Genomic DNA, 25,210 nt, shown 5'->3' with positions numbered 1-25,210 from the left:
GCTGTCCAGGAATGGAGTCTCCCTCCACCGTCCTCGTCGGGGGAAGGTCGAGGCAGGGTCGGGGTGGGGGTCAATCCACCACCAACACTTTACCAAATTGTTTGCGATCTATCAAGTACTGTTGCGCCGCGGCGGTTTCGACAAGCGGAAACGTGCGATCAATCACCGGTTGAAAGACGCGCGCGCCAACCAAATCCCAAACCTGGAAAAATTCCTTTGCCGTCCACCCGAACGAACCCAGGATCGTGAGTTGTTTCCAGAACACACTCCACACGTCCGTGTTGCCCCAACGTCCGGTCGTACTGCCGCACGTCACGAGTCGCCCGGTCGGATGCAGTGACGCGATGCTGCGTTCCCAGGTCGTCGTGCCGACGTGCTCGAACACAACGTCCACGCCGCGATTCGCAGTGATACGCATTACCGCGTGCTGAAAGTTCGTCTCCGCGTAGTTGACGACGAAATCCGCACCGAGTTCTGTCGCTTTTGCGAGTTTTTCGTCTGTACTTGAGGTGGCGATAACGCGGCAACCGAAATGCTTCGCGATTTGAATTCCCGCGACGCCGATGTTACTGCCCGCCGCGTGAATCAGCACCCATTCGCCCGGTTGAATCGCCGCGCGCGTGACGAGCATGTGCCACGCGGTCCCGAACGCGCTCGGCGACGCGGCGGCTTGAATGAATGAAAGTGAGTCGGGAATGGGAATGAGGATCGAAGCAGGGACACAAATGTACTCGGCGAATCCGCCCGGCGCGTTCACACCGATGACTTTGCGGCGCGGGCAGATGTTGTCGTGTCCGCTCGCGCAAAATTCGCATTGTCCGCACGTGATTGCTGAACCGACGAGCACGCGGTCGCCGATCTGCCAATCGCGAATCTCCGCGCCCAGTTCCGCGATTTCGCCGGCGACTTCCAAGCCGCCGATGTGCGGCAAGGGCGTGTGCACGCCATGCGATCCTTCGCGCGTGAATATATCGAGGTGATTCAATCCGCACGCGCGCATTTTGACGAGCACGTCACGCGCGCCGACCTGGGGCGTTGGCGCGTCTTCGAATTTCAAGTTTTCGACGCCGCCGCGTTTGTGGAAGATGGCTGCTTGCATTGCTTGACCGCCGACGAGCGACCGCCGACCGCCGACAGTGGTCTGCCATCAGCGGTCAGCGGTCAGTTGAATCAACTCCGTAATTGCGGAAAGATGATGACCTCGCGAATGGATTCTTGATTCGTCAACAGCATCGTCATGCGATCCACGCCGACGCCGAGTCCGCCGGTCGGCGGCATCCCGTGCATCATCGCTTGGATGAAATCCCAGTCTACTTGATGCGCTTCCTTGTCGCCGGCTTGACGCTGTTCCGCCTGTTCCATAAAACGCGTGAACTGATCTACCGGGTCGTTCAGTTCGGTAAACGCGTTGCCCAGTTCCATCGTCCCGGCAAATGCTTCGAATCGTTCGACGATTTTCGGATTGTCCGGTTTTCGCTTGGCGAACGGCGAAATCTCTTCGGGATAATCCATCACGAACGCCGGTTGAATCAAGGTCGGTTCCGCAAACGTGCCGAACAACTCGTCCACCATCTTGCCCCAGGTCGGATGCCGTTCGACTTTGAGGTTCAGTTCTTCGATACGCGCGTTGAGCGTGAACAGATCGGGACACGCGTAAATATCCACGCCGCTCGTTTCCAAAATCAAATCGCGCATCGTCACGCGTCGCCAGGGCGGCGTGAGATCAATCGCGAGCGCGCCGCGCGTGATCTGGAGCGAGCCATTCGCCGCCAGCGCGCACGCGGCGTACAGTTCTTCGACGAGCGTCATCATCGTCGTGTAATCGCCGTACGCCTGGTAGCACTCCATCATCGTGAATTCGGGATTGTGTTTGTGATCAATGCCTTCGTTGCGAAAATCCTTGCTGATTTCGTACACGCGCTCGAACCCGCCGATGAGCAGACGTTTCAAGTACAATTCATCCGCGATGCGAAGGTACAAATCACGGTCGAGTTTGTTGTGATGCGTGATGAACGGTTCCGCCGCCGCGCCGCCGTACAGTGATTGTAGCACCGGCGTTTCGACTTCGATAAAGCCGTGCGCGTCGAGATAGTTTCGCATCGCGGTCACGATGCGCGTGCGCGTGAGAAAGATTTTTCGCACGTCTTCGCTCGCGAGCATATCGAGATAACGCTGGCGATAACGCGTCTCGGTATCTTTCAACCCGTGAAATTTTTCCGGCAAGGGCGACAGGGTTTTCGCGAGCAGTTCGATGCGCGCGACCTGGAGCGTGACTTCGCCGGTTTTCGTCTTGACGATGTCGCCTGCCGCGCCGATGAAATCGCCGAGATCGAAATCCTTGAGCAACATCGTGTACGCGTCCGCGCCGACCTGGTCTTTGCGAATCATCAGTTGAATTTTCGCCGAGCCGTCTTGCAAATGCGCGAACGTCAGTTTGCCCATATCGCGCAACGACACCAAGCGGCCGGCGAGTTGCACGCCTTGCAACGTTTCGCCGCGATTGAACGCGTCTATCGCTTCGCGCGCGGTGTGCGTGCGTTCAGTTCGCAGCGGGTACGTCGCGACGCCGCGCTCGCGCAAGCGCACCATTTTTTCGTACCGTTGTTTTTCCTGATCGTTGAATCGCGCGATGAGTTCGTCGAGCATATTGGTCTCCATTATGCGTAGGGGCGATGCACGCATCGCCCCTACCACGATTATCGAATCTCTGTGATTTTCAGGTACCGCACGCCGTCAGGAATCGGCACTTTGACTTCTTCGCCAACGCGCTTGCCCAGCAACGCTCTGCCGACCGGCGATTCGTTCGAGATGCGTCCACGGCTCGGGTCCGCTTCGGCAGAGCCGACGATTTGAAACATCTCGTCGTCGTCTTCGCCGCGTTCGAGCACGGCGACGTACGAGCCGATGCCGACCTGGTCGCTCGCGCGCATCGCGTCAATCATCACGGCGTTCTTGAGCATCTGCTCAATCGTCATGATGCGCCCTTCGACGAACGCCTGCTCGTTCTTGGCTTCGTCGTACGCCGAGTTCTCGGTAATGTCTCCTTCTTCTTTCGCCGAGTGGATGCGTTCTGCCACTTCGGCGCGGCGAATCGTTTTCAGTTGCTCGAGTTCCGCTTCGAGTTTCGTGCGCCCCTCGAGCGTTAGGAAAATGGGTTTCTCTGCCATTTTGCAAACCCCTTGAATAAAAAATCAGTCGGACACCGCCAACCCGTTCTGTCACGACGGCATCCAACTGGGGCTATTATACGCGGTTTTCGATTTTACGCAACCTCCATCCTTCGTCTTTCGCCCGTTTTCTGTTATAATCACGGCACCACGTGATCGAGGAGCAAACGATGAGCATCACCATTCTGGGATTGGGGCACGGCGATCCAAACGCCTTGACGCTCCAAGCGCGCGCGATACTTGAAGCCGCGCACGAAATTTATTTGCGGACGCGCGAACATCCAACCGTCGCGGCGTTGCCGCCGCATTTGCGCGTGCATTCCTTCGATCATCTCTACGAAGAGCTGGACGATTTCGACGCGATTTATTCCGCGATGGCGGACATGATGGTCACGCACGCTGAGCGCGGCGATGTGGTATTCGCCGTGCCAGGTCATCCGCTCTTTGGCGAAACGAGCGTGCAAAAAATTTTGGCGCAGGCGCGCGCGAAAAATATCGCGGCGCGCGTGATCGCCGGTGTGAGTTTCGTAGACGCCGCGTGCGTCGCGCTCGCGCTCGATCCGCTCGCGCGCGGTCTGCAAATCGCGGACGCGACCGATTTGGCGCGCCAGCATTTTCCGCGCCTGGATCCCGACCAGCCCGCGCTGATCGGACAACTGTACAGTCGCGCCATCGCGAGCGATTGCAAGTTGACGCTGATGATGCTCTATCCTGCAGAGCATGGTGTCACGCGCGTGGACGCGGCGGGCACGGACAAACAACGCGTGATGACCGCGTCGCTCGCGGAGATGGATCGCGTGGATGATTTCGGATTGCTGACGACGCTCTACGTACCGCCGCTCGCGCGACCGAGCGGCGTGAACGCGCTCGCGGAGATCGTCGCGCAACTGCGCGCGCCGAACGGCTGTCCCTGGGATCGCGAGCAAACGCATCAATCGCTCCGCAACGATTTTCTCGAAGAGTGCTACGAGGTGCTCGAAACGCTCGACGACAACGACATCGAGCATCTGCGCGAAGAATTGGGCGATTTGCTTTTACACGTCTTGTTCCAGGCGCAAATCGCCGCCGAGTCCGGCGAATTTTTGTTGAGCGATGTCGCGGCGGACATTTCCGCGAAACTGGTGCGGCGACACCCGCACGTGTTCGGCGACGTGAAGGTGAACGGCACCGCGGAGATTATCGCGAACTGGGACAAGATCAAGCAAGGCGAGAACGGCGGCAAGCCAAAAATGAACGGCATTCCACGCACGTTGCCCGCGCTGCCGCGCGCGCAAAAAGTGGCAAAGCGCGATAAGGTGAAAGCGAATCTGAAAGCGATTGCCGCGCAAGTCGAAAAACTCTCACGCGCGCGCCATCGCGACAAGGCGCTCGGCGAAATCTTGTTCGCGCTCGCGGCGTACGCGCAAGAGAAACATTTGGATGCGGAGACCGCGCTGAGAAGTGTAGCAAAATAGCGGCGCGCCGGCAACACGGAGATTGAACATCCATGAGTTCCGTTTTACCGAAAAGCATTCCACCTCCACCCCGCTCGATCGCGGAAACCGATTTGAGTCTGGAATTTCTATGCGACTTGGTCATCAAGACGATCCACACGCATAGTGTCTTGACCGGTCAGGAGGTAGCGGACTCGCTCAAGTTGCCGTTCCCAAACATTATCGAAAAGGTGCTGGATCACCTTCGGCATGGACGTTTGCTCGACGTGAAAGGATCCGAAGGACTAGCCGAGTCCTCGCGGCAATACGTCGTTGCGCGCTTGGGCAGCGCGCGCGTTCGCGAGTTGATGGATCTGAGTCAGTATGTCGGACCCGCGCCGGTGAGTCTCGACGCGTACGTGAAAATGGTGAACACGCAAGCTCGCGCGCGCAAAGAAATCACGACCGCCGCGCTCAGGACGGCGCTCGCGCAACTCGTGCTCAGTGATACACTCATCGAGCAATTGGGTCCCGCGGTCAATGCCGTCAAATCGGTGTTCTTGTTTGGCAACACCGGGAATGGCAAGACTTCGATTGGGCTGAATCTCGGCACGCTCTTGCCGGGAACGATCTGGGTGCCGTACACGCTAAACGTGCAAGGACAGATCGTCAAAATCTTTGATCCGTTGCGCCATCGCGTCGTTTCAAGCACGTTGAGAGATGACGCACTGCCGAGTCAGAAAAGTTTGTTAAGCCGACTCGACCGCGCTCACGCGGAAGGCGAAGATGCGGTGCCGATCATCCTCGCCGGGCAACGCTATGATGAACGCTGGGTGCTCATCCGTCGTCCGCTAATCGTCGGCGGCGGCGAGATGACTCTGCAAAATCTCGACCTCATCTTCGATCCACAGTTGAAATACTATGAAGCCCCGCAACAATTGAAAGCGAATGGCGGAGTATTTCTGCTCGATGACCTGGGTCGCCAATCGGTTAGCCCGCGCGAAATCCTCAATCGTTGGATCGTGCCGTTGGAGAAACGGGTGGATTATTTGAAACTCCGAACCGGGCACAAGTTCCAGGTGCCGTTCGAAGTGCTGGTCATTTTTGCGACCAATCTCAATCCCGCCGACCTGATTGACGAATCTTTTCTGCGCCGCATTCGTTCCAAGATTCATGTCGCCGATCCGACCTGGGATCAGTTCCGCGAGATTTTCAAGCGCGAGGCGGACAAGCGACAAATCCCGTACTCGGAAGACGTTTTCCAGCATCTCGTGATGGAGTACTATCTCAAGCCCAAGCGCACCCCGCGCGGCGCGCACCCGCGTGATTTGCTTGACGCGCTCGTGGACATTGCGCGGTTTCGCCAGGTCGCGCCGACCATGTCCAACACATTGATTGACGCGGCGTGCGAATCCTATCTTCTCAAAGAACCCCAAGAGACGACGGGATAACGCGATGCAAACTAGAGACCCGCAGGGTTTCGCAAAACCCTGCGGGTCTCCTCTCTTTTTCATCGCCTCGTAACGAACGCTTCGGCAAGCGTTCGCTACGGTCTCACTGTTTGCTTTGCCGCTTGATCCAAATCGGTATGGTCGAACGGGTTATCGGTGTCTAATCCTTCCGCGCGCGCGGCTTGGGAGTTTATCGTCGCCGCTAACAAAAATAAGATTCAGCGCACTCTCGCGCAACAAAGCATCAACGTGAACCGCCAATGCAAGTTGAACCGCATCTTGCCTCTAGCCGCGATCTTGGATTATTGTCTGCTAAAGTGTCGGCTTGAAATTCGCCGTTTCTAGTTTGTGAATTACTTGTTGCTTGCGTTCCTCCGGCAATGCGCGCCATTCTGCCGCCAGCGCTTGTTCTGCGGGAGTGAGTTCCGCGAGCAACCCAGCGCGTTGTAAAATCTCGTCTGCCAAATCGTTTTCACTCGCGCCGTGCGTGCGCAACGCGGCAGGCGCGCGCTTTTTCGCTGGCGCTCGCCGTTTGCCATTCTTGCGTTGCTCAAGTTGCGCGACTTTTTTCTTGAGCGTTTCAACCTCGCGCTGGATTCGTTTCAAATCTGTTGTCGTGACAGCCAATCCACACCTCACACTTTCGCAACAATTCTAGCGTATCTTTGCGGACGCGTCAACCCAAGACCCGAAGGGTCGCTTTTTCTTCACCTCGCATCGAACGTTACAGCAAGCGTTCGCTACTGTTCACTGCCCCACTGCTCACCGCCCACTGCCCGCGCCTTTTATACGCGTACCAACCCAGCATCGCCGCGGCGAGCGCAAGCAAGAGCCACTCGTGCGGCTCAGGCACCGCGGTGATGCTCGCGGCTTGCGGCACGGTCTCGCCCACCTCTTCCACCTCGCGATCAAAGCGGTCGCCTTGCTGTTCCAGTTTTTTGAGCAATTGTTCCTGTTGCGCGTTCACGAGCACGATCATCGAAGAGTACGGCGTGACGATGCTGTTCTGCATCGCGAGCGCGTGCAAATGATCGAGCGTTTTGAGTTGCTTGAGCGACGCGCGTTCGCGATACATCGTGTCGAGAATCACGCGCCGCGCGGCGAACGTTGCGAATCCATCCGGCGCGGTGCTCGAATTATTTGCGCGCGCGGGCACGGTGAACCAGGCGTACCCATCCACCCAATCCGCCGTCGCGTTTGCCGGCGCATCGCCGAGCGACGCGACGAGATTGCGACCCAACCCAACCGCGATGCGCGCCAGCGCGTCCTCGATGTCGCCAGCCGCGCCGCCGCCGCTCGCCTGAATCGCTTCGAGCGTCGCGTCGTCGTAGCCGAGCGGCAATTCGCCACCCAGGTGAAGCATCCACACCGGCGCGTTCGGCACGGCGATCTTGACGGTCGGCTCACCCAGTTCGTACCCCGAGCCATCGGTGATGACGAGAATCGCGTCATACGCGTTGCCCGCGCGCAATTGCTCGTACTGCGCGAGCAATTCGCCCGCGTTCTGTCCGCCGATGTACGTGATGCTGTTCACGTCGAGTTCGCGCAAACTGATACGCGTTGGCGTCTCGCCGCGATACTGGGACGACGTGAGATAGACGTCCATCGCCGCGCCGGAAATTTGCGCGAGACGCGCGAGCGTCGTTTTCACTTCCGCCGCGTGTTTCTGCATACTGCGCGAACGATCCAACACAATCGCGAGTTTCAACGTCGGCGGCAGTTTCGGCAATTCGCTCGCCGCGACCGGTCGCGCGATGACCGTTTCACCGTTCGCAAAGTCAACGCGATGTATCGTCGCTTTGATCGGCGGCGTCGCGGCGATGGACACAGGCAACCAGGTTTCGCCGTCCGCGTTCATCGGCATGCCATTCACGAGTCGCGTCGTGCGCGCATCCCAGTACACGTTGCGTTTTTCCGCGAGATGCGGCAACGCCCAGGTATTCTCACGCACGAGCACGCGATACGTCAACCACATGTGCATTGCCGGACCGTCCGTGATCGTCGAAGACATGGCGCCGCGTTCGCGCGTCCACCGGCGCGGCTCGATCGGGAACACGCGCAGACGATACTGGCGCGGACCGATTTGCTCGACGAGTGCGGGGTCCATGTTGCGCCGCACTTCGTTGCGGTACACGGCTTGCGCCGCGCCGCGCGGCGCAACGCGATACGCAAAGCGCGTCGCACGATTCGTGCCATTGCCGAGCCACACGCCGGTGACGACGGCGGATTCGGGCAGACTGAAATAGTACACCACTTCTTGGCGCATGTCCGTTTGGTTTTGATAGACCTCGTACAGTTCAACGTCCGCCCAATCATTGTTTTCAGTGATCGTGATTTCTTGCCGCGTCAATAAAATTTCGCGATCATCCACCGCCTGGAGCGCGGCTTCGGCTTGCGTCCGCGACCAGGTTGAGCGCACTGCGTTCGCAATCGTGTCATGCTCGCCGTCAATGATGCGTTCGTCGAAAAAATCGCGGTAGAGTTTCGCGGCTTGCGCGGGTTCCTCGCGCAACGCGCGCCCATCGACGCGATTGTCGGTTGCCGGCGGATTGACCGGCTCGTACAAAAATGGACGCGCGACGGATTCGTACGCTTGCTCCACACTCGCCGTTTGCGGCGGCGAAAGTTTGAGCATGGACGTGTACAGATCGCGAATGTGTTGCACTTCGCCAACCGCGCTGATGTACCGGAACTGGGCGAGATACGTATTGAGCAAGCCGGCGCGAATCGCGTCTTGCTGATCCAACATTGCGCGCGCCTCGTTCGGATTCGTCGGCGCGATTTTCAACAGCGCGAACACGGCGCGTTGCGGTTGCTGGGTCGTCTGCGCGAAAATCAGCGCGCACGCAACGACGACGACCGCGGCGAGCGCGCTTGCGCGCAAAGCATTCGTGCGCGCGACGAGGGCACGCACGCCGCGCTGCCACGCATAAACCGCGATGATCGGCACGGCAATCGGCGCGCCGACAAATAACGTCGCGGTGTACGCGAACAAGAGCGTACCCAGGAAGGCGAACGGCGCTGCCCAACCCATCCTCAGCAAATCGCGCCAGTCGAAACGCACAAGCGCTTCCCAGATACCACGCAAGATCTGACCCAGGATGTTCCAGGATTCGCCAATGACCGGCACGGTGTAGAACGCGACCCACAGACTGCCGTACAGATCAATCACGAGCAACAGCGTCAAGCCGATCACACGCACGTGTGTGAGCACCGCGCCACGCGCGTCAATGTTCTGGTCGAGAATTTGCCACAGCAACGTTGCCATGCCGAGCGTCGCAATCGTCATCAGAAACGCGACGGCGGGCGTGAGATCGCGAAAAAGGAAAAAGCGAAGCGCGAGCATGAACATCAACGGCGCTTGCACAGCGTACCACAAGATGACAAGACCGCCCGGCGAACGGCGTAAACGCGTCGCGCCAAGAATCACCGCGACAATTGGGATGAGCGTAAGCGTGATGCCGAAGACGAGGAACTGGATCGGGATCGTGCCGAGTTGCACCGCCGTGATGAGGTCGGGCAACACTTGCGGCGCAAACCCCAACACCATGAACGCGACAAAAATAATGTTCCACGACCAGAATAACCCGTACCCGAGTACGCGTGGGCTGATCACCGTCAATACTTTTCTCATCGCGAACCTCCTTGCGAATGGCAGATGGCAGATGACGAATGACGAATGACGAATTACGAATTACGAATATCCCTACCGCGTCAAATTCTGCGCGATGGCATCGCGCAACGCGAGATAGAACGCGCGCACGTCCGCGTCATTCGGATCGCGCGCGCGGTCGAATAGAATCGAGACGAGCACCCAACGTTCGCGGTGCGGCGCGAGGTCTGCCCACATCCGCGTGCCGAAATCGTCCGTCGCGCGCGTCGCCGATTGAAACCAGTACGTCGCGCTCAACTCGCCGCCGCGGCGTTGTCCCACCGCGACAAAGCGCACCGAAAAATCCGGCGTGACCATCGCCGCGCGTGAATCGTCAATTTGCCAGCCCAGCACTTGTAGACACCGTTCGGGGCGATGATGCGTCCGCCACGTCGTGCTCGGCACGAGAATCATCGAACCGGCAATGCCGCGCCACGCGAACTGGTATCGCTCCGCGGACTCTGCGCCTTCGCGTTCCAGCGCGGTGATTTCGTCCGGCTTGAGCGGCAACGGTTGCATTGACAACTCAGCCGGAAAATTCCACGCGGGCGGCGATTGCATCAACCCAGTTTGCGGTCGCGGTGTGTACAGGAATCCCAGCGCGAGGAACGTCGTTGCGAGCGCAAAAGAGAATATGGGGGGGGCGGATAAACGCGGATGGAGGCGGATTTTCTTTTTTTCTGCGTTCATCTGCGTCATTCTGCGTCCAAGTATTGTTTGGTTGGAGCCAACGAAGTAGAACGACTGCCGTCGCGCACCCCGCGACAAAGCCGAGCACGCCGAGCGGAACGTGCAACATCTCGGCGGCGAGTTGCGAACCGAGCACCTGCCCGACGACGACGAGCGTTGCCACGCGCGCGAGATTCGTCGCGAACAAAATGATCGCGAACGCGAGCGCGACGACGAACCACCGCGCGGTCAATGGTCGCCGCTCGACCCAGGTCGCCGCGAGCAAAAAGAGCGCGCCCGTCCACAAACTCTTGACGCCGCTGCACGGCAAGTCCACCTGCGACACACCGTTCTCTAAAATCAAAATCGTATCCACGCCGATGGACGCCACTCCAGCCGACGCGAGTCCATCGCGCACGAGCGACGCGGTGAGAATCCGCATCGGATAACCGATGAACGTTTGCATGTGCTCGCCGAACGGCAACACGCCGATCACGAGCAACGCGGCGGGCAGACCCGCGCGCCAATGTTGCGAATTCATCCACAAGCCGAGCAAACCATAACTCGCCAAGCCGAACAGACTCGCGGAAATCGTGTTGATGTCGAGAAATCGTTCGACGAGCAAATAACCAAGCGAGCCGCCGATCACAAACATCAGCGGCACAAGGTTGGGCTGGGGTGATGCATCGAGTTGTGGACGCGCTTGCTCGCGGCGAAATTGAATCGCGAACAAAACGATCACACCGACGAGCGCGAGTTGATTCGTGCGGAAATCTTCGCGCGTGAAAATGATCGCGAGGTAATCGAACACGGCGCGATAGAGCCACAGCCAGAGAAGCATGAGGAGAGCATTGCGCGCAAAGGGCACAACGCGGATTTTATTTTTGGCTGATGCGTTGACGCTTGGCGATGCGGGTGAATCCAAGACAGTCATAACTCTTCGCTTGGTAGGTTATCACTTTCAGATAGAAAAAGCAAGCACTCGTGTGCAAAAGTACGCCTTGTCATTGCGAGGAGCCGCCAAGCGTTTGCGACGAAGCAATCCCCAAACCGCGAATCAGGGATTGCTTCGCCGCTCTGCGGCTCGCAATGACAATCAAGCAACTACCGGGTCGTGGTGAAAAAAGATGTACGCCCCGAATTTGCCACGCACTCTTTATAGTTTTTCAATGGACGAATCAACCAAATCGGATATAATAGAGCCACTCTCACACAAGGATTGAGCATGTTAACCGAACAACAAGTTTTGAATGCACTGAGCAAGGTGCAAGAACCCGAACTGCATCGCGACCTTGTCACGTTGAAAATGGTTCGCGATATCAAGATTCAAGGCAACGCCGTCAACTTTACGATTGTCCTCACGACGCCGGCGTGCCCGCTCCGCAATCAAATCGAATCGGAGGCGCAAGCCGCGGTCAAGTCCGTTGGCGCGCAACAAGTGACGATCAAGTGGGATGCGAACGTGCCGACCGATCAACGCATCACCGGTAAACTCAACATCCCGGTTAAATCCACGTTTGCCGTCGCGTCCGGTAAAGGCGGCGTCGGCAAGACAACTGTATCCGTGAATCTCGCGGTCGCGCTCGCGCAGATGGGCGCAAAGGTCGGCTTGATGGACGCGGACGTGTACGGTCCGAACATTCCGATCATGATGGGCGTGAACGAACAGCCGCGCGCGATCGGCGAACGCATCATTCCACTCGAAGCATACGGCGTCAAGTTGATGTCTATGGGTTTTCTCGTCCCGCCGGAACAAGCAGTCATTTGGCGCGGTCCGATGCTGCACAGCGCGATTCGCCAATTCCTCACCGATGTAGACTGGGGTGATCTCGATTACCTCGTGATTGATTTGCCGCCCGGCACTGGCGACGTGCAATTGACACTCACACAATCCGTGCCGCTGACCGGCGGTGTGGTCGTCGCGACACCGCAAGACGTTGCGCTCGCGGACGTACTCAAAGGCATCACGATGTTTCAACGCCTTGAAGTACCGGTGCTCGGCGTCGTCGAAAATATGTCGTACTTTATGTGCCCGCACTGCGGCGAGCGCACCGAGATTTTCGCGCACGGCGGCGCGCAGAAAATGGCAGACAAACTTGGCGTGCCCTTCCTCGGCGAGATTCCGCTCGATGTCGCGATTCGCGTCGGCGGCGATAACGGCAAGCCGGTAACCGCGCTCCAACCCGATTCGGCGTACGCGCAAGCGTTCAAACACATCGCGCAACAAGTCGCGGCAAAGATCAGCGTGATGAACGCGAACGCGGTACAAGGCGAATTGATCGCGGGCGGGAGCATTCCGATCATCAAGCGTAAGTGATCGCAATCCAATCACTCGCGCCACAACAGATCGTCGAGGTCAAGCGGATGATCGTGACGGTTGCCGAAGAAACGTTTCACTGGCAACTCCCGCTTGATGAACGGTTGCGGACATTCGACGCGCAAGGCATATTCAACGACATTGACACATTTCAAGCGCATTATCTGAATCGTCGCGGACTTTTCCTCGTCGTGCTCGACGATGGGCGCGTTGTCGGCTCCGGCGCGGTCCGCCAGATTGATGAACGCGTCTGCGAACTAAAACGGATCTGGTTGATTGAAGCGTATCGCGGCAAGCGCATCGGATTCCAGGTCGTACAAAAGTTATTCGACTTTGCGCGCCAAGCCGGTTACACGACCGTGCGCCTAACGACCGACAAACGACAAACGCGCGCGCTTGATTTCTATCGGCAACTGGGCTTTCACTTGATCGCCTCCTCAAGCGACGACCCAGACGATGTGATGATGGAAATGTTGCTTGAACGCATCCCCGCGTAGCGCAAGTTTCCAACTTGCCACAACTCCGCCTCCTTTTTTCACCACTGCCCTACTTGACCGGTCTTTCCCGATTGCCTATAATGGTTACAAGCGTAAATGTTCGTTAGGCAATTCCGGTACAGGCAGGTTCTTGATGAGCACAGAACGGCGCACCGTCCAACGTATCCCCGCAGATTTTTCAGTCCGTTACAATTACGAGCCACCCAGTCTCATGGCGTCCCAAACGCGCGTGCTCGATCTCAGTCTTGCCGGCGCGCGGATGGAATGCTATGCGTGGTTGATTCCGGGCGCGTCTGTCACGTTTCACCTGATCACCCCGGAACATCACGTCGTTGACGCCCGCGCGCGCGTCGTCTACATCGAATCGCGCAATGAGCCGCCGTACCACGTCGGCGTCCAATTCACATCGCTCGATGCGATGGACCGGGCGACTCTGGAAAACGAACTGGGACGCCTCCACTCGTCTTGATGCGAGGTCCTTATGCCACGTCCTGAACGCCGCGTTAAAACCAACATCCTCACGGCGTACCGTTGTCTGGACAACGGCGCGGTGACCAACACCGGTTTCGGACGCACGCTTCAGCTCGGCGCGACCGGCGCGCTCTTAGAATCGCCCGATCCGTTTCCGGTGGGACAAGCCCTGTCGCTCGAGTTCTTGCTCGACAACGATCAACTCGTCACTGTGGCTGGTCACGTCACGCGCGTCGCGCGCGCCAAAGCATTTCAGCACGCGTCTGTTGACTTTGACGAACTGGACGCCCCCGCGCGGCGATTGATTGATCTCCAGATCGGTGTGAAACCTCGTTCCCCCGTAAAGCCGAAACCCAAACCGAAACCAAAAACCAAAAAGAAATGACGCATACTTAGCCCATCCTTGCGAAGGTTACCAACCACAGCACCACGGAATAGTACAACGACAACCAATTTGATTCCACGAGAATGGTGCGTTCAAACCTTCGCAAGAATGAACACGAAGTGACGCGGTTTTGCTAATGGCTCACGAATGGCCCCTCTATTTTCGCGACAATGTGATCCTGGGTGAACCGGATCATCCGGTCGCGGTGTGTTGTCTTTGGATGAAACAGGCGCGAGTCGGCGACTCACTCGCGCCTGATTCGTACAGCGTTCTCGGCAACCTCTATTCCAAAGACGGCATCAATTATCTCCTGCGAAACATTCTCGCGCACCCAACCGTGCGCGCGATGGCGTTATGCGGACCCGATCTCACACAAAGCGGCGCGGCGTTGCTCGCGCTCTGGCGCGCGGGCGTGGACGCCGAGCATCGCATCATCGGCGACGGCGCGCCGATTGATCGCGAGATTCCGCGCGAGGTGATTGACGAACTGCGCGCCCACCTCGCGCTCCACGATTGGCGCGGCATCACCGATTTGACGCGCGTGCGCGACGCCGTGCTCGAGCTCGGGACGACTCCGCGCGGCGCGTGGGCAGAGCCGCGCGTGTTTCCGCGCAGTGTGCCCGCCGCCGACGAATTTCCGGCGGAACACACCGGCTTTATTTTGCGCGGCGATCACATCGTCGAAGTATGGACGCATCTGCTCGCCGCGGTGCTCGCGTTCGGCAAACGCGATATGACCGCGTACACAGTACAGCAACGCGAACTGCTCGACGTGGTCGCGGTCGTCGAGCGCGAAGACCCCGACGACATTTACTTACCCGACTGGGCGCCCGTCACGCGCGAACAACTCGACGCGTACTATCCACAATTGCTCACGCGCGACCGCGCGGAAAATATCGCGTACACCTACGGCGAGCGGCTGTTCGATTTTCACGGCAACGATCAGATCAGCGCGATGGTGGACGAGTTACGCGCGACGCGTTTTTCGCGCCGCGCGGTCGCGGGATTGTGGGACGCCGCGCGCGACGCCAACTCCGCCGACCCACCTTGCCTCAACCTGATTCAAGCGCGCGTGCGCGGCGGGCTATTGCACCTCACGGCGTACTTTCGCAGCCACGATATTTTTCGCGCGTGGTTGACGAACGCGTTCGGGTTGCGCCAACTCCAAGCGCAACTCGTCGCGCGCGTCGGCGAGTGCATGCTCGGCGATCTCGTCATCGTCTCGCACTCGGCGCACATCTACGCCGATTCCTGGGACGCGGCGCGCGACATCGCGCACACACGCGCGCGCGAGTACCTCAAGAATCCGCGCCTCGTGCGCGACCCGCGCGGCAGTTTCAACATTCGGCTCGAAGGATACCAGATTCGCGTGGACCATTTTTCGCCGGACGGCGCGTTGCTCGCCACGTTCACCGGCGCAAGCGCGCGACCGTTGCAACGCGAGTTGGCATTCTTCGTCTCGCGCACCGACCACGCGATTTATCTCGGCGCGGAGCTCGCGAAAGCGGAACTCGCGCTGAAAAACAATTTGCCGTACGTCCAGGATCGCGAATTGCGACTCGACGGCGCGACACCCGCGCTCGGTCGCGAGACCGGCAGTGGTCAGATCAGTTTGTAATGATTCTTCTCCCACAAAGGACACAAAGTTTTTTTGTTCTGCTTTGTGATCGTGGTTGTCCTTCGTGGGCGGAATTCTTGATTCGAATATTGCAAATCCTCATCGTGGAGCTGCTATCGTTATGCGTCGTTGGCTGAATCGTGAGCGTCTCAAATGGCAAGTGGCAATCGCCGTCCAACCGGTCGTGTTGGTCGTCGTCGTCATCAAATTCGTTTTCATTTATTTGGACGTCGAAGTATGGGAGATGAACCCGCTCTTGTCCGGCTTGATCGCGGCAAATGTGTTTCTGCTCGGTTTTCTCATCTCCGGCGTATTGGTGGATTACAAAGAGGCAGAACGTTTGCCGGGCGATTTGGGCGCGAGTCTGGCATCGTTGTTCGACGAAGTCCAAACGATTTACCGCGACACGGGCGCGCCGATCGCGCGCGAATGTATCGAGCAGATTCTTTGTCTCACCGTCGTCCTCAAGGATTGGTTTTACAAAAAGCAGAATACGGACGCGGTGATGATCGAACTTTCCAGGTTAAATCAGTACCTCGCCGGGCTGGGCAAGATCGGCGAAGCCGGCGCGACGATGCGGATCAAAAACGAACAGACTGCGATTCGCAAAACCTTGATCCGCGTCCGCACGATTCGCGGGACATTTTTCGTACCGTCGGGATATGCAATTGCCGAAGCGACGAACATTTCGGTCATTCTCGCGCTGTGGCTGACCAAGATCGCGAGCGCGTATGAATCGCTCTTTTTCGTCGGACTGATTGCGTTCCTGACGACGTACATGCTCGCGCTCATTCGCCGGCTTGACAATCCGTTCGATTATTACAGCAAAGACAGCGGTGTGGACGAAGTGTCGCTGATGCCGTTGGACGAAGTGCAACGGTGGATCGAACAGTTCATCGCGTCAAATTCTACCACAGCAGGATAACCAGGTGATCTAAATGTCAAAAATGCGTCGGATAGCAGAGAGCAAAACCATTTCGAAAACCGAAAAATATTCCGGTGCAATAGATGATCTGGAGCTTGGCGAGATTATTCAAACGAGTTTCAAGTACGCCAAAACAAGAAGGAACACTCCATCACCGATTTCCAAATTGCGTCACAAAAAGATCATTGCCTTTGGTTGGTACGGGGGCAAGTTCTCACATTTGGATTGGCTTTTACCCATACTGCCATCGTGTCACCACTATTGTGAGCCATTCGGGGGTTCGGGCGCGGTCTTGTTGAACCGCGCGCCGTCGCCAGTTGAAACATACAACGATTTGGACGGTGAAGTCGCTAATTTCTTTCGTGTTTTGCGTGATCAAAAGGAAAAACTCATTGAGGCAATCGGTCTCACACCTTTTTCGCGCGAAGAATTCGGTGTCGCCTGCCAAGTTGATCCAACCCAAGACACGCTAGAACGCGCGCGTCGTTTCTTCGTTCGCGCGCGGCAAGTTCGTACGGGTTTGGCTCAGACAGCCAGTCTGGGACGATGGGCAAATTGTAAAAACACCAGTAGGTCGGGAATGAGTGGTGTGGTTAGCCGATGGTTGGGAAGTATCGAGGATCTCCCGGCAATCGTAGAGCGATTACTGCGTGTACAAATAGAGAATCGTCCTGCTATGGAAGTCATCCGATTGTATGATTCGGTTGACACGTTGTTTTATTGTGATCCGCCATACGTCCATCTTACCCGCGGAGACAATAACTCGTACGGTTTTGAGATGACCGATGATGAACATCGTGCGTTAGCCCAAGTCCTAAATTCCACGCAAGGGCGCGTGGCAATCTCGAACTACCAATGCGATTTGATGGATGAGTTATACCCAGCGCCAAAATGGTTAAAAATCCTTGCGCCGGAGAAAACGATTCATTCAACAAAAGGTAAACGTGCGGAATGTCTGTGGGTAAACTACACCCCGGTCATGCCCGGCAAAGGCATGCGGAGGTTGCTGGAGAAAAAACATGACTGATCCAGCGCGGATACTGCACCGGGCATTGGCGTGCGCTTCGGTAAATCTATCCAGACCCTTGGTCAAAAACAAGGAAATCCGGAGCAGGGCAGAATACGTTTGTCGTTGTCTACGTAATCGCGCCGGAGTTCGCCTTTTGATGGCATGTCTGCTCGCCAAGATAGATCGCCCCCAAGTGGATCCGCGAAAACCATATACAGAGATCGGCAGCTCGGATTGTTTCTCTGGTCGCTCCTACGATGAATCGTATATCACTCATTTCATCAACGAGAATCGCTTGCCTTGTAATCCAACAACCGCTTTCCTGACACCGGCATTACGCAACATAGATCGCCCCTTAACAGCCAAGGTAGAAATCATTGGCAGACCGCGCCAATTGTATACCGATGCGTTGCAACTATTAGACGATGTTCACACCCGCAAAGTCTCCGCCGACAATCTTTTAGCCGAGGTGCTTCGACTGCTTCTGCTGATGCGCGATGAAAAAGACAATCGTATGGCAACCTTGCTTGCCGGATTACGTCACTCGGGCGATATCACGCCGCTTTCAACAGAAGCGATTGTGACACTAATTGAACAACATCTGAAAGCCAAGAACTCTAGCCGACTGCCGGTATTGGTTGTTGCGACTGCTTATCAAGTCATGGGAGACAAAATCGGCGAGCGCGTGTTACCGCTGAAGGGTCACAATGCGGCAGACGAACAAACTGGCGCAATCGGCGATGTTGAAATCTGCCTCGTAGATGAAGACCAGGTAGTAACTGCTTATGAAATGAAGATGAAACGCGTTACGATTGATGATGTGGATCGCGCATTACAAAAGATGGCTTCAATTGATACGCACTTGGACAACTATATCTTCATCACAACTGACGAAGTAGATGTTCAAATCCAGCGTTACGCTAAAGACGCGTATGAGCGTACCGCCGGAACTGAAATTGCTATTCTGGATTGCATTGGCTTTCTACGACACTTTTTGCATCTATTCCACCGTTTACGAATTGACTACTTGGACACGTACCAAGCGCTTGTTCTTGCTGAGCCGGAGAGCGCGGTTAGCCAACCACTCAAAGAAGCCTTCTTGGCGTTACGCCAAGCGGCTGAAGCGGACGCCTAGATTTTTTATCTGGAGCAGATGTCTTGTGAACACAAAAATCTCTCCTCGCCTGCGTGCCCGCCAAATTGTTTTCATCTTGCTTGTACTTTGCTTTTTGACATCCCGCGCCCATGCGGACACGCTCGCGTTCCAAACGTTCACGCAACGCGATGGACTGGCGGCTAACTTTGTGACGAGCATCGCGTTCACGCGCGACGGCGCGGCGTGGATCGGCACCCCGCGCGGCGCGACCGACGCGCAGGACAAGTACTGGGTCACGTACACCGCCGCGCACGGACTGGGCAACGCGCACGTCACCGGCATCGCGCTGGCGGGCGACAAGATTTATTTCGCGACGAACGGCGGCGGGCTCTCACTCTTTGACGGCGCGACGCGCAAGACGTACAACACCGCCAACTCGCAAATCCCCAGCAATTATCTCACCGCGGTCGCGACCGACAAACAAAATCGCGTGTGGGTCGGCGCGTACGGCGCGGGCATCGCGCGGCTCGAGAACGAACAGTGGACGCGCGTTTCGCTCAACAACAATTTTGTGAACGCGCTCGCGCCCGATGCGAACGCCAACGTCTGGGTCGCGACGAACGACGGCGCGTTCTTCTATGACGGCAAAGCGGTCGCGCGCTTGACGACGACGCACGGCTTGCCCAGCAATCGCTTGAATGCAATTCTCATCGCGCCCGATGGTCGCGTGTGGTTTGGCTCGGATGCCGGCGCGGCGGTGTACGATGGTCGCCAGGTCCGCGTTTACAGCGAGCGCGATGGCTTGCCCAGTCCCATCGTGCGCGCGCTCGGCGTGGACGCGCAGAGACGCGTGTGGTTCGGCACACTGCGCGGACTGGTCTCGCTCGATGGAACACAGTTAAAAACGTACACGCCGAGCGACGGACTCGCGGACGATGCGATCACCGCGCTCGCCTTCGACGCACGCGGCAATACCTGGGTCGGCACGCCGCGCGGCGTCAGCGTTCGCGGCGATGTGAAATTGATACGCGCGATGAATTTGCCGGTCGTGCTCGTGCACGGTTGGCACACCGCCGATTCGGACCAACTCGACGACACCGAGTTTCGTTCGCTCCGCCAGTATCTCGAACGCGATGGCTTTCAAGTTTTTTACGCGCAAGGCATCTCGCCCAAGCGCACGCTGTTTCAAAACGCGGCGACACTCCGCGACGTGATCGCGAACGCGAAAGCGAAAACCGGCGCAGCGCGCGTGGACATCATCGCGTTCTCGATGGGCGGCTTGAACACGCGCGCGTATTTGGAATCCACGTTGTATCAAGACGACGTGCGCCGCGCGATCATTCTCGGCACGCCGCAAGCCGGCGTGCAATTGTGGTACCCGCTTCTCACGCGCGAAATCGAAGACCGCCCGGACGAACCTTCGACCATCGAGTTGACGCCCGAGTACGCCGCGCTCTTCAATCGCACGCACACGCCGCGCGTGACCGTGCCGTACGATTTGCTCACCGGCGATGCGCGCAATCAACCGGGTCTCGATCTGCTCAAACTCTTTCCGCCGAGCGATGGCTTGATCGAGCAGTGGAGCGCGCACGCGTTGAGCGGTCCGCTCGTGCGCCGTGTTCTCAACAGCGACGCGCACGATTGGAATCCGACGCCGCTCCCGTTCAACATCACCGCGTATCTCTATCCGATTCAAACGTACGAGCGTTATCTGCGGAATAGTTTACGCGATCCCGACGCGCGCCCAATCGGTTTTGCCGCCGCGCCGGTTGACCCGCTCGCGCCGCGCAACATGACGCCGATGAATGTGGACTCGTTGCGCGCCAGTGCAACCGTGACGCGCACCGTCATGCTCGACGCGAATCGCTCCGCGCGTTTCATCGCGCGCTGGGATCGCGGCGATGTGGAATTGAAACTGCGCGCGCCGGACGGCACACGCTACGAACCGAACGCGCCGCGCGACGCGACGTATCTCAAAGCGGACATTGGCAGTTTCATTGGTTACGCGATTCCGCGCGCGCAACCTGGGACGTGGCAAGTCACCGCGACGCGGCTCGACAAAGCGAGTGCGCCGATGGTGTTGACGACGTACACTGATCTCGACGCAGATGTGCGTTTGAACATCGGCGTGAATCGCACGTGGTATCAAGCCGGTTCGCCGGTCGTCATTACCGCGACGTTATCTAATCGCGTCACCGGCGCAGATGTGCGCGTGAAACTGCAATGGCTCGGCGACGGCGCATCGCCGCGTGGAACGTCAACCGAAACGCGTTTGCTTGCCGAAGGCGCGCCTGGGTCGTACGCGCAGACGATCAACGATTTGACGCGCGGCGGATACTATCTCGCGCGCGTTACCGCGCGCGGGACTGGGTTTGCGCGCGAGCAACAAATTTTGTTTGCGATCTCGCCCCAGACCGCATCGTTCGACGGAGCGCCGCGTGCGCGTGCAGAATCGGACGCGCTCGTGATCGAGAGCGAGGTCAACGTCGTGCGCGCCGGCGAGTACGCGCTCGCGGCGACGCTGTGGAGCGCGCAAGGTGAACGCGTGTTATCGCTCACCGCGCCAATGCGATTGATGCCCGGCTCCCAGGTCGCGTCCATCGCGATTCCGAAACGCGATCTGCGCGCGCGTGGCATTGACGGTCCATACACGATTGATTTGATGTTGATGGACGCGTCGTGGACGGCGATTCCATTGGACGAATCGCTCAAAGCACTAACGACTGACGCGTATCGTGTGAGCGAATTTTAATCCCGGAGTGCCATGATGAAATTTAATTTTCCATTCACTCGGCGACAAGGACTGATCGGTATCGGCGTGTTGATCGGCTTGATCGTTTTGGGCGTGCTGGGATTCGTGTTTATGATGCCGCAAGCGCCGCCGCCGAACAGCGTGATCGTGCGCCGCGGTGATTTGAGCGCGTCGGTCAACGCGACCGGCAGAGTGCGCGCGAAAAAATCGCTCCGCCTGGTTCTGCCCGTTTCCGGGATCGTCGCGACGATTGAAAAGTACGAAGGCGACGAGGTGAATCAGGGCGATGTGATCGTGACACTCACCTCCGAAGAGGTGCAACGCCGGCTCAAACAAGCCGAGTTGAATTTCAACTCGCGCCAGCTCGACATTTCGCGCGCGAAGAGCGCGCCGCGCGACGAGGATATTGAAATCGCGCGCGCGAATTTACGCAAAGCCACGCTTTACGCCGCCGCCGCCGAAACGAATAACAACGCGTCGCCCACGCCGCAAAATGCTATCGCGCTCGAATCCGCGCGCAACGATCTCGATGTCGCGCGCGCGAGTTTCAATCGCGTCGTGAACGGACCGTCGAAAGAAGAACTACAGGCGTTGGACAATTCGCTGACGCTCGCGCAGATGGACTTGGACGCGGCGAAACAACTTGCCGCGCAAACCAAATTGCTCGCGCCGTTCAACGGCACGATCACCGAAGTGAACGTGCGCGTCGGCGAGTACGTCGGCGGATTTTCGCAACTCGCCGCGATGGCGGACCTGACCGCGCTCGAAATCGCGGCGGACGTGGATGAGATTGACGTCGCGCATGTCCAGGTCGGACAAAATGTCGAAGTGCGGCTCGACGCGTTTCCCGGCGAGCGCTTTGCCGGCAAAGTGATGCGTCTCTTCCCCGCCGCCTCCGCGCAACGCGGCAGCACCTCGTACAGCGCGATTGTGGATTTCGATCCGCGCGACATCAAGGTGCGCGTGGGCATGGGCGCGCCGTTAAAGATTCAGACAATTGAAAAGAAAGGCGTGCTCACCGTGCCAAACCGCGCGCTCAAGAATATCGGCACGCGCAAAGCGGTACGCATCATCGCTCCCGGCGCGCCGCGCGATGCGCTCGTCGAGACCGGCTTGAGCGACGGCGCGAACACCGAGATCGTCAGCGGAGTGAATGAAGGCGATCTGGTAGTGATTAACTAGGGGGGACAAATAATCTCAAAAGTTTACCCCGGCACACAATAATAGATTTGCCCCCTATCAAAACCTGGTGACTTGGCAAATGAGAAAAGATTTTCCACTTCTAATTACTTCGGTGCTGGGAACAGGCACAATTCTTTGCGTGATTCTTTGCCTGGCATTCTATGTTATATTTTCTTCTTGGTTTCGTGATTGGGATTGCCCTGACGCGCAACCCAATATACCGGATCCCAAGCTCAAGCTCGTCTCAGAAAAGGCGGCGAGGTACCAACACGTTTCGTGGCAGGACAACGATTTAATCTTTGAGTATGATGAGAAATACTATGCCAAGCCCGGAGAGGGAAGAATATGGCGAATGCACCCTGATGGAACAAATCGAGAACAGTTGCAATTACCAAATCATCCAAACTGCCAGGAAAGTTCGTTCGTTGCTCCCCAACGATTGCATGATGGTAGACTTGGCTATGGTGTGCTGTGTATCGCAAATGGCACAGTCCAAACCTACATGATGGCGTATGATTTCAAAACAGCAAAAGGAACTCCCTTAATCCATTATCCTTCGCCTATAGATCTCCGTAATATAGGACGCGATTCTTGGAATCCTACCGCGACGCAAGGAATTATTGGTGATAAGATAGGTAACTCGGCGGAGAGCCAGATGTGGTGGCTGTGGCAAGACCATTGGTCTCCTGTAAAATTCGATCTAGATCTTGCAATGGATCCCGTTTGGTCGCCCAATGGAAAAATGATTGCGTTTACTGGCATCGCAAAGGAAGAAAGGGGATTTGCTTGGGATGCAATTAAGGATCTTTATTTGATGGACTCGAACGGAGCAAATATCCGTTCATTCGCAAGTGGATTCAATCATGTTTTGGATTGGACTTGGTCGCCAGATAGTCGTTGGCTAGCATTATCAGCGACCTTTAACGAGCAAGGAACTGAGACGAGTGGCATCTGGCTGATTGAGGTATCCACCGGGAAGCGCCAACTGATCGCAAAAGGCTGGTATCAATCACTTGATTGGTCAAGTTCAGGCAAGGAACTAGTCGTTGTAGGACCACCGCCAGCTAATGAACAACAGCTTTGTTATGGCACAACTTTCAACACGAGACTCTACCGTTTGGATATATCCAATGCCGTTGATCAGTGAAAAGTTGTTTGCCAAACCATTTCACTTCACACCATCCCAAAAACCGTGAAAGCGCAATTCATTGCGCCCCCCTAAAAAAAATTATGAACACCAACCAACTCAGAAACTTGCCATCCGTTGACGCGCTGTTGCAAGACCACACACTGCGCGATTTGGAACAGCGCTACGGTCACACGCTCATCGTCGAAGCGTGCCGCGACGCGCTCGACGACGCGCGCAAAACGATTCTCGCCGGCGGCGATGCGCCGATGCCCGCGCTGTTGCTGGACAATGTGCGCACACACATCGAACGCGCGGCGCGACCGTCGCTCGTGCCGGTCATCAACGCGACCGGCGTCATCATTCACACGAACCTGGGTCGCGCGCCGCTCTCCGACGACACGCTTACCGCGATGAAGATCGCCGCGCAAGGGTACTCGAACCTGGAGTATGATCTCGCGTCCGGCGAACGCGGTTCGCGCTATACGCACGCCGAGTCGGTGATCATGCGGTTGATCGGCGCGGAAGGCGCGCTCGTCGTGAACAATAACGCCGCGGCGGTTACGTTGATTCTCGCGACGTTCGCGCGCGGCAAGCAAGTCATTCTCTCACGCGGGCAACTCGTCGAAATCGGCGGCGGCTTTCGCGTGCCCGAAGTGATGCAACAGTCCGGCGCAGAGTTGATCGAGGTCGGCACGACGAACCGCACGTACATCGCGGATTACGCGCGCGCGATCACCGACCAAACCGCGCTGTTGATGCGCGTGCACTCGTCCAACTTTCGCGTGATCGGTTTTACGCACGCAGCGACGCTCGAAGAATTGGCGGCGCTCGCGCACGAAAAGAATTTGCTCTGCGTGGACGACCTCGGCAGTGGCGCGTTGCTCGACACGCGCGCGTACGGACTGGAACACGAGCCAATGCCGCAAGAATCGCTCGCGGCGGGTGCAGACCTGGTTTCGTTCAGCGGCGACAAGTTGCTCGGCGGACCGCAAGCCGGGATCATCGTTGGTAAAAAGAGCGCGATCGACGCGCTGAAAAAATTCCCGCTGACGCGCGCCCTACGCGTGGACAAGGTGACACTTGCCGGTTTGCAAGCCACACTTTTGCATTATCTCAAAGGCGAAGCGATAAAAAAGATTCCGATCTGGATGATGCTCGCGGCGACGCGCGAGCAACTCGATGTGCGCGCGAGCAAATGGGCAGAGCGATTGCGCGCGAAAAATCTCGCCGCGATGGTGATGGACGCCGAGTCCACCATCGGCGGCGGCTCACTTCCCGGCGAAACGTTGCCGACGCGCGCGCTCGCGATCACAGTCGCATCGCCGGACGCGTTCGCCAAACGCCTGCGCGAAAACACGCCGCCGATCATCGCGCGCATCGAAGAAAACCGCGTCGTGTTCGATCCGCGCACGGTGCTGGCGAGGGAGGAAGAAAATCTGATCGAGGGAATAATAAGAGTGGGATAGAATTAGTCATTC

Annotated in this window: 21 protein-coding genes; 14 read left to right on the top strand and 7 right to left on the bottom strand. The window is 57.5% G+C overall.

The genetic code is table 11. The features are described 5' to 3' along the window. Positions 1 to 70: 70 nt before the first annotated feature. The 3 genes from HY868_06845 to greA all read right to left on the bottom strand — a co-directional run bounded on the left by HY868_06845 (position 71) and on the right by greA (position 3,167). Positions 71 to 1,099, bottom strand: coding sequence for a zinc-binding dehydrogenase (locus HY868_06845; protein ID MBI5301835.1), 1,029 nt, complete (start codon positions 1,097 to 1,099; stop codon positions 71 to 73). A gap of 71 nt (positions 1,100 to 1,170) precedes the next feature. Beyond that, positions 1,171 to 2,646, bottom strand: a complete 1,476-nt coding sequence (lysS, locus tag HY868_06840) for a lysine--tRNA ligase (GenBank protein MBI5301834.1) — start codon at positions 2,644 to 2,646, stop codon at positions 1,171 to 1,173. Positions 2,647 to 2,696: 50 nt separating this feature from the next. After that, the gene (gene greA / locus HY868_06835) at positions 2,697 to 3,167 is read right to left on the bottom strand and encodes a transcription elongation factor GreA (protein MBI5301833.1); all 471 of its coding nucleotides are present in this window, start codon (positions 3,165 to 3,167) and stop codon (positions 2,697 to 2,699) included. Between the two features lie 170 nt (positions 3,168 to 3,337). Between greA and HY868_06830 the strand changes: the two genes are divergently transcribed. Further along, positions 3,338 to 4,621: a MazG family protein gene (locus HY868_06830; protein ID MBI5301832.1), complete on the top strand. Its 1,284-nt coding sequence runs from the start codon at positions 3,338 to 3,340 to the stop codon at positions 4,619 to 4,621. 32 nt (positions 4,622 to 4,653) lie between these two features. Next, positions 4,654 to 6,030 carry an ATP-binding protein gene (locus tag HY868_06825; GenBank protein MBI5301831.1) on the top strand — a complete coding sequence of 459 codons (1,377 nt, stop codon included), beginning with the start codon at positions 4,654 to 4,656 and terminating at the stop codon, positions 6,028 to 6,030. Between the two features lie 312 nt (positions 6,031 to 6,342). Here HY868_06825 and HY868_06820 read toward each other — a convergent pair whose 3' ends face one another. The 4 genes from HY868_06820 to HY868_06805 form a co-directional block, all read right to left on the bottom strand. After that, positions 6,343 to 6,657 carry a hypothetical protein gene (locus tag HY868_06820; protein MBI5301830.1) on the bottom strand — a complete coding sequence of 105 codons (315 nt, stop codon included), beginning with the start codon at positions 6,655 to 6,657 and terminating at the stop codon, positions 6,343 to 6,345. Positions 6,658 to 6,754: 97 nt separating this feature from the next. Then, positions 6,755 to 9,664 (bottom strand): TIGR02921 family PEP-CTERM protein, encoded by a 2,910-nt coding sequence (locus tag HY868_06815; GenBank protein ID MBI5301829.1) that lies wholly within the window; start codon positions 9,662 to 9,664, stop codon positions 6,755 to 6,757. A gap of 72 nt (positions 9,665 to 9,736) precedes the next feature. Continuing rightward, positions 9,737 to 10,201: a hypothetical protein gene (locus HY868_06810; GenBank protein ID MBI5301828.1), complete on the bottom strand. Its 465-nt coding sequence runs from the start codon at positions 10,199 to 10,201 to the stop codon at positions 9,737 to 9,739. A gap of 7 nt (positions 10,202 to 10,208) precedes the next feature. Continuing rightward, a complete protein-coding gene (locus HY868_06805; GenBank protein ID MBI5301827.1) occupies positions 10,209 to 11,285 on the bottom strand; it encodes an archaeosortase/exosortase family protein in 1,077 nt (358 codons plus the stop codon). Between the two features lie 291 nt (positions 11,286 to 11,576). On the opposite strand from HY868_06805, the gene apbC reads away from it, so the two are divergent. The 12 genes from apbC to HY868_06745 all read left to right on the top strand — a co-directional run bounded on the left by apbC (position 11,577) and on the right by HY868_06745 (position 25,198). Beyond that, positions 11,577 to 12,668 (top strand): iron-sulfur cluster carrier protein ApbC, encoded by a 1,092-nt coding sequence (gene apbC / locus HY868_06800; GenBank protein ID MBI5301826.1) that lies wholly within the window; start codon positions 11,577 to 11,579, stop codon positions 12,666 to 12,668. Beyond that, positions 12,665 to 13,165, top strand: coding sequence for a GNAT family N-acetyltransferase (locus HY868_06795; GenBank protein ID MBI5301825.1), 501 nt, complete (start codon positions 12,665 to 12,667; stop codon positions 13,163 to 13,165). The genes apbC and HY868_06795 overlap by 4 nt, the downstream gene beginning before the upstream one ends. Before the next feature lie 133 nt (positions 13,166 to 13,298). Further along, complete coding sequence (locus HY868_06790) at positions 13,299 to 13,634, top strand: PilZ domain-containing protein (protein MBI5301824.1); 336 nt, start codon at positions 13,299 to 13,301, stop codon at positions 13,632 to 13,634. Between the two features lie 12 nt (positions 13,635 to 13,646). Next, positions 13,647 to 14,021, top strand: a complete 375-nt coding sequence (locus HY868_06785) for a PilZ domain-containing protein (GenBank protein MBI5301823.1) — start codon at positions 13,647 to 13,649, stop codon at positions 14,019 to 14,021. A gap of 136 nt (positions 14,022 to 14,157) precedes the next feature. Then, positions 14,158 to 15,639, top strand: a complete 1,482-nt coding sequence (locus HY868_06780) for a hypothetical protein (GenBank protein MBI5301822.1) — start codon at positions 14,158 to 14,160, stop codon at positions 15,637 to 15,639. 121 nt (positions 15,640 to 15,760) lie between these two features. Next, positions 15,761 to 16,564, top strand: coding sequence for a hypothetical protein (locus HY868_06775; GenBank protein MBI5301821.1), 804 nt, complete (start codon positions 15,761 to 15,763; stop codon positions 16,562 to 16,564). Positions 16,565 to 16,586: 22 nt separating this feature from the next. Continuing rightward, on the top strand, positions 16,587 to 17,591 hold the full coding sequence (locus HY868_06770) for a DNA adenine methylase (protein MBI5301820.1): 1,005 nt from the start codon (positions 16,587 to 16,589) through the stop codon (positions 17,589 to 17,591). After that, positions 17,584 to 18,708, top strand: coding sequence for a restriction endonuclease, SacI family (locus HY868_06765; protein MBI5301819.1), 1,125 nt, complete (start codon positions 17,584 to 17,586; stop codon positions 18,706 to 18,708). Before HY868_06770 ends, HY868_06765 begins: the two co-directional genes overlap by 8 nt. Before the next feature lie 94 nt (positions 18,709 to 18,802). Further along, complete coding sequence (locus HY868_06760; protein ID MBI5301818.1) at positions 18,803 to 21,421, top strand: hypothetical protein; 2,619 nt, start codon at positions 18,803 to 18,805, stop codon at positions 21,419 to 21,421. Between the two features lie 15 nt (positions 21,422 to 21,436). Further along, positions 21,437 to 22,603 (top strand): efflux RND transporter periplasmic adaptor subunit, encoded by a 1,167-nt coding sequence (locus HY868_06755; protein MBI5301817.1) that lies wholly within the window; start codon positions 21,437 to 21,439, stop codon positions 22,601 to 22,603. Between the two features lie 79 nt (positions 22,604 to 22,682). Then, positions 22,683 to 23,750, top strand: coding sequence for a PD40 domain-containing protein (locus tag HY868_06750; GenBank protein ID MBI5301816.1), 1,068 nt, complete (start codon positions 22,683 to 22,685; stop codon positions 23,748 to 23,750). Positions 23,751 to 23,833: 83 nt separating this feature from the next. After that, positions 23,834 to 25,198, top strand: coding sequence for an L-seryl-tRNA(Sec) selenium transferase (locus tag HY868_06745; protein MBI5301815.1), 1,365 nt, complete (start codon positions 23,834 to 23,836; stop codon positions 25,196 to 25,198). Positions 25,199 to 25,210: the final 12 nt, after the last annotated feature.

This window comes from Chloroflexota bacterium (assembly GCA_016219275.1).
GTDB lineage: Bacteria > Chloroflexota > Anaerolineae > UBA4142 > UBA4142 > JACRBM01.
This window is presented reverse-complemented; position numbering and strand designations above follow the sequence as displayed.

Coding starts and splice junctions, on each gene's coding strand:
- HY868_06765 (MBI5301819.1), top strand. CDS start 17,584: ATGACTGATCCAGCGCGGATACTGCACCGGGCATTGGCGTGCGCTTCG.
- HY868_06810 (MBI5301828.1), bottom strand. CDS start 10,201: ATGCAACCGTTGCCGCTCAAGCCGGACGAAATCACCGCGCTGGAACGC.
- HY868_06750 (MBI5301816.1), top strand. CDS start 22,683: ATGAGAAAAGATTTTCCACTTCTAATTACTTCGGTGCTGGGAACAGGC.
- greA (MBI5301833.1), bottom strand. CDS start 3,167: ATGGCAGAGAAACCCATTTTCCTAACGCTCGAGGGGCGCACGAAACTC.
- HY868_06825 (MBI5301831.1), top strand. CDS start 4,654: ATGAGTTCCGTTTTACCGAAAAGCATTCCACCTCCACCCCGCTCGATC.
- HY868_06780 (MBI5301822.1), top strand. CDS start 14,158: ATGGCTCACGAATGGCCCCTCTATTTTCGCGACAATGTGATCCTGGGT.
- HY868_06790 (MBI5301824.1), top strand. CDS start 13,299: ATGAGCACAGAACGGCGCACCGTCCAACGTATCCCCGCAGATTTTTCA.
- HY868_06775 (MBI5301821.1), top strand. CDS start 15,761: ATGCGTCGTTGGCTGAATCGTGAGCGTCTCAAATGGCAAGTGGCAATC.
- apbC (MBI5301826.1), top strand. CDS start 11,577: ATGTTAACCGAACAACAAGTTTTGAATGCACTGAGCAAGGTGCAAGAA.
- HY868_06805 (MBI5301827.1), bottom strand. CDS start 11,285: ATGACTGTCTTGGATTCACCCGCATCGCCAAGCGTCAACGCATCAGCC.
- lysS (MBI5301834.1), bottom strand. CDS start 2,646: ATGCTCGACGAACTCATCGCGCGATTCAACGATCAGGAAAAACAACGG.
- HY868_06830 (MBI5301832.1), top strand. CDS start 3,338: ATGAGCATCACCATTCTGGGATTGGGGCACGGCGATCCAAACGCCTTG.
- HY868_06770 (MBI5301820.1), top strand. CDS start 16,587: ATGCGTCGGATAGCAGAGAGCAAAACCATTTCGAAAACCGAAAAATAT.
- HY868_06845 (MBI5301835.1), bottom strand. CDS start 1,099: ATGCAAGCAGCCATCTTCCACAAACGCGGCGGCGTCGAAAACTTGAAA.
- HY868_06755 (MBI5301817.1), top strand. CDS start 21,437: ATGAAATTTAATTTTCCATTCACTCGGCGACAAGGACTGATCGGTATC.
- HY868_06745 (MBI5301815.1), top strand. CDS start 23,834: ATGAACACCAACCAACTCAGAAACTTGCCATCCGTTGACGCGCTGTTG.
- HY868_06815 (MBI5301829.1), bottom strand. CDS start 9,664: ATGAGAAAAGTATTGACGGTGATCAGCCCACGCGTACTCGGGTACGGG.
- HY868_06785 (MBI5301823.1), top strand. CDS start 13,647: ATGCCACGTCCTGAACGCCGCGTTAAAACCAACATCCTCACGGCGTAC.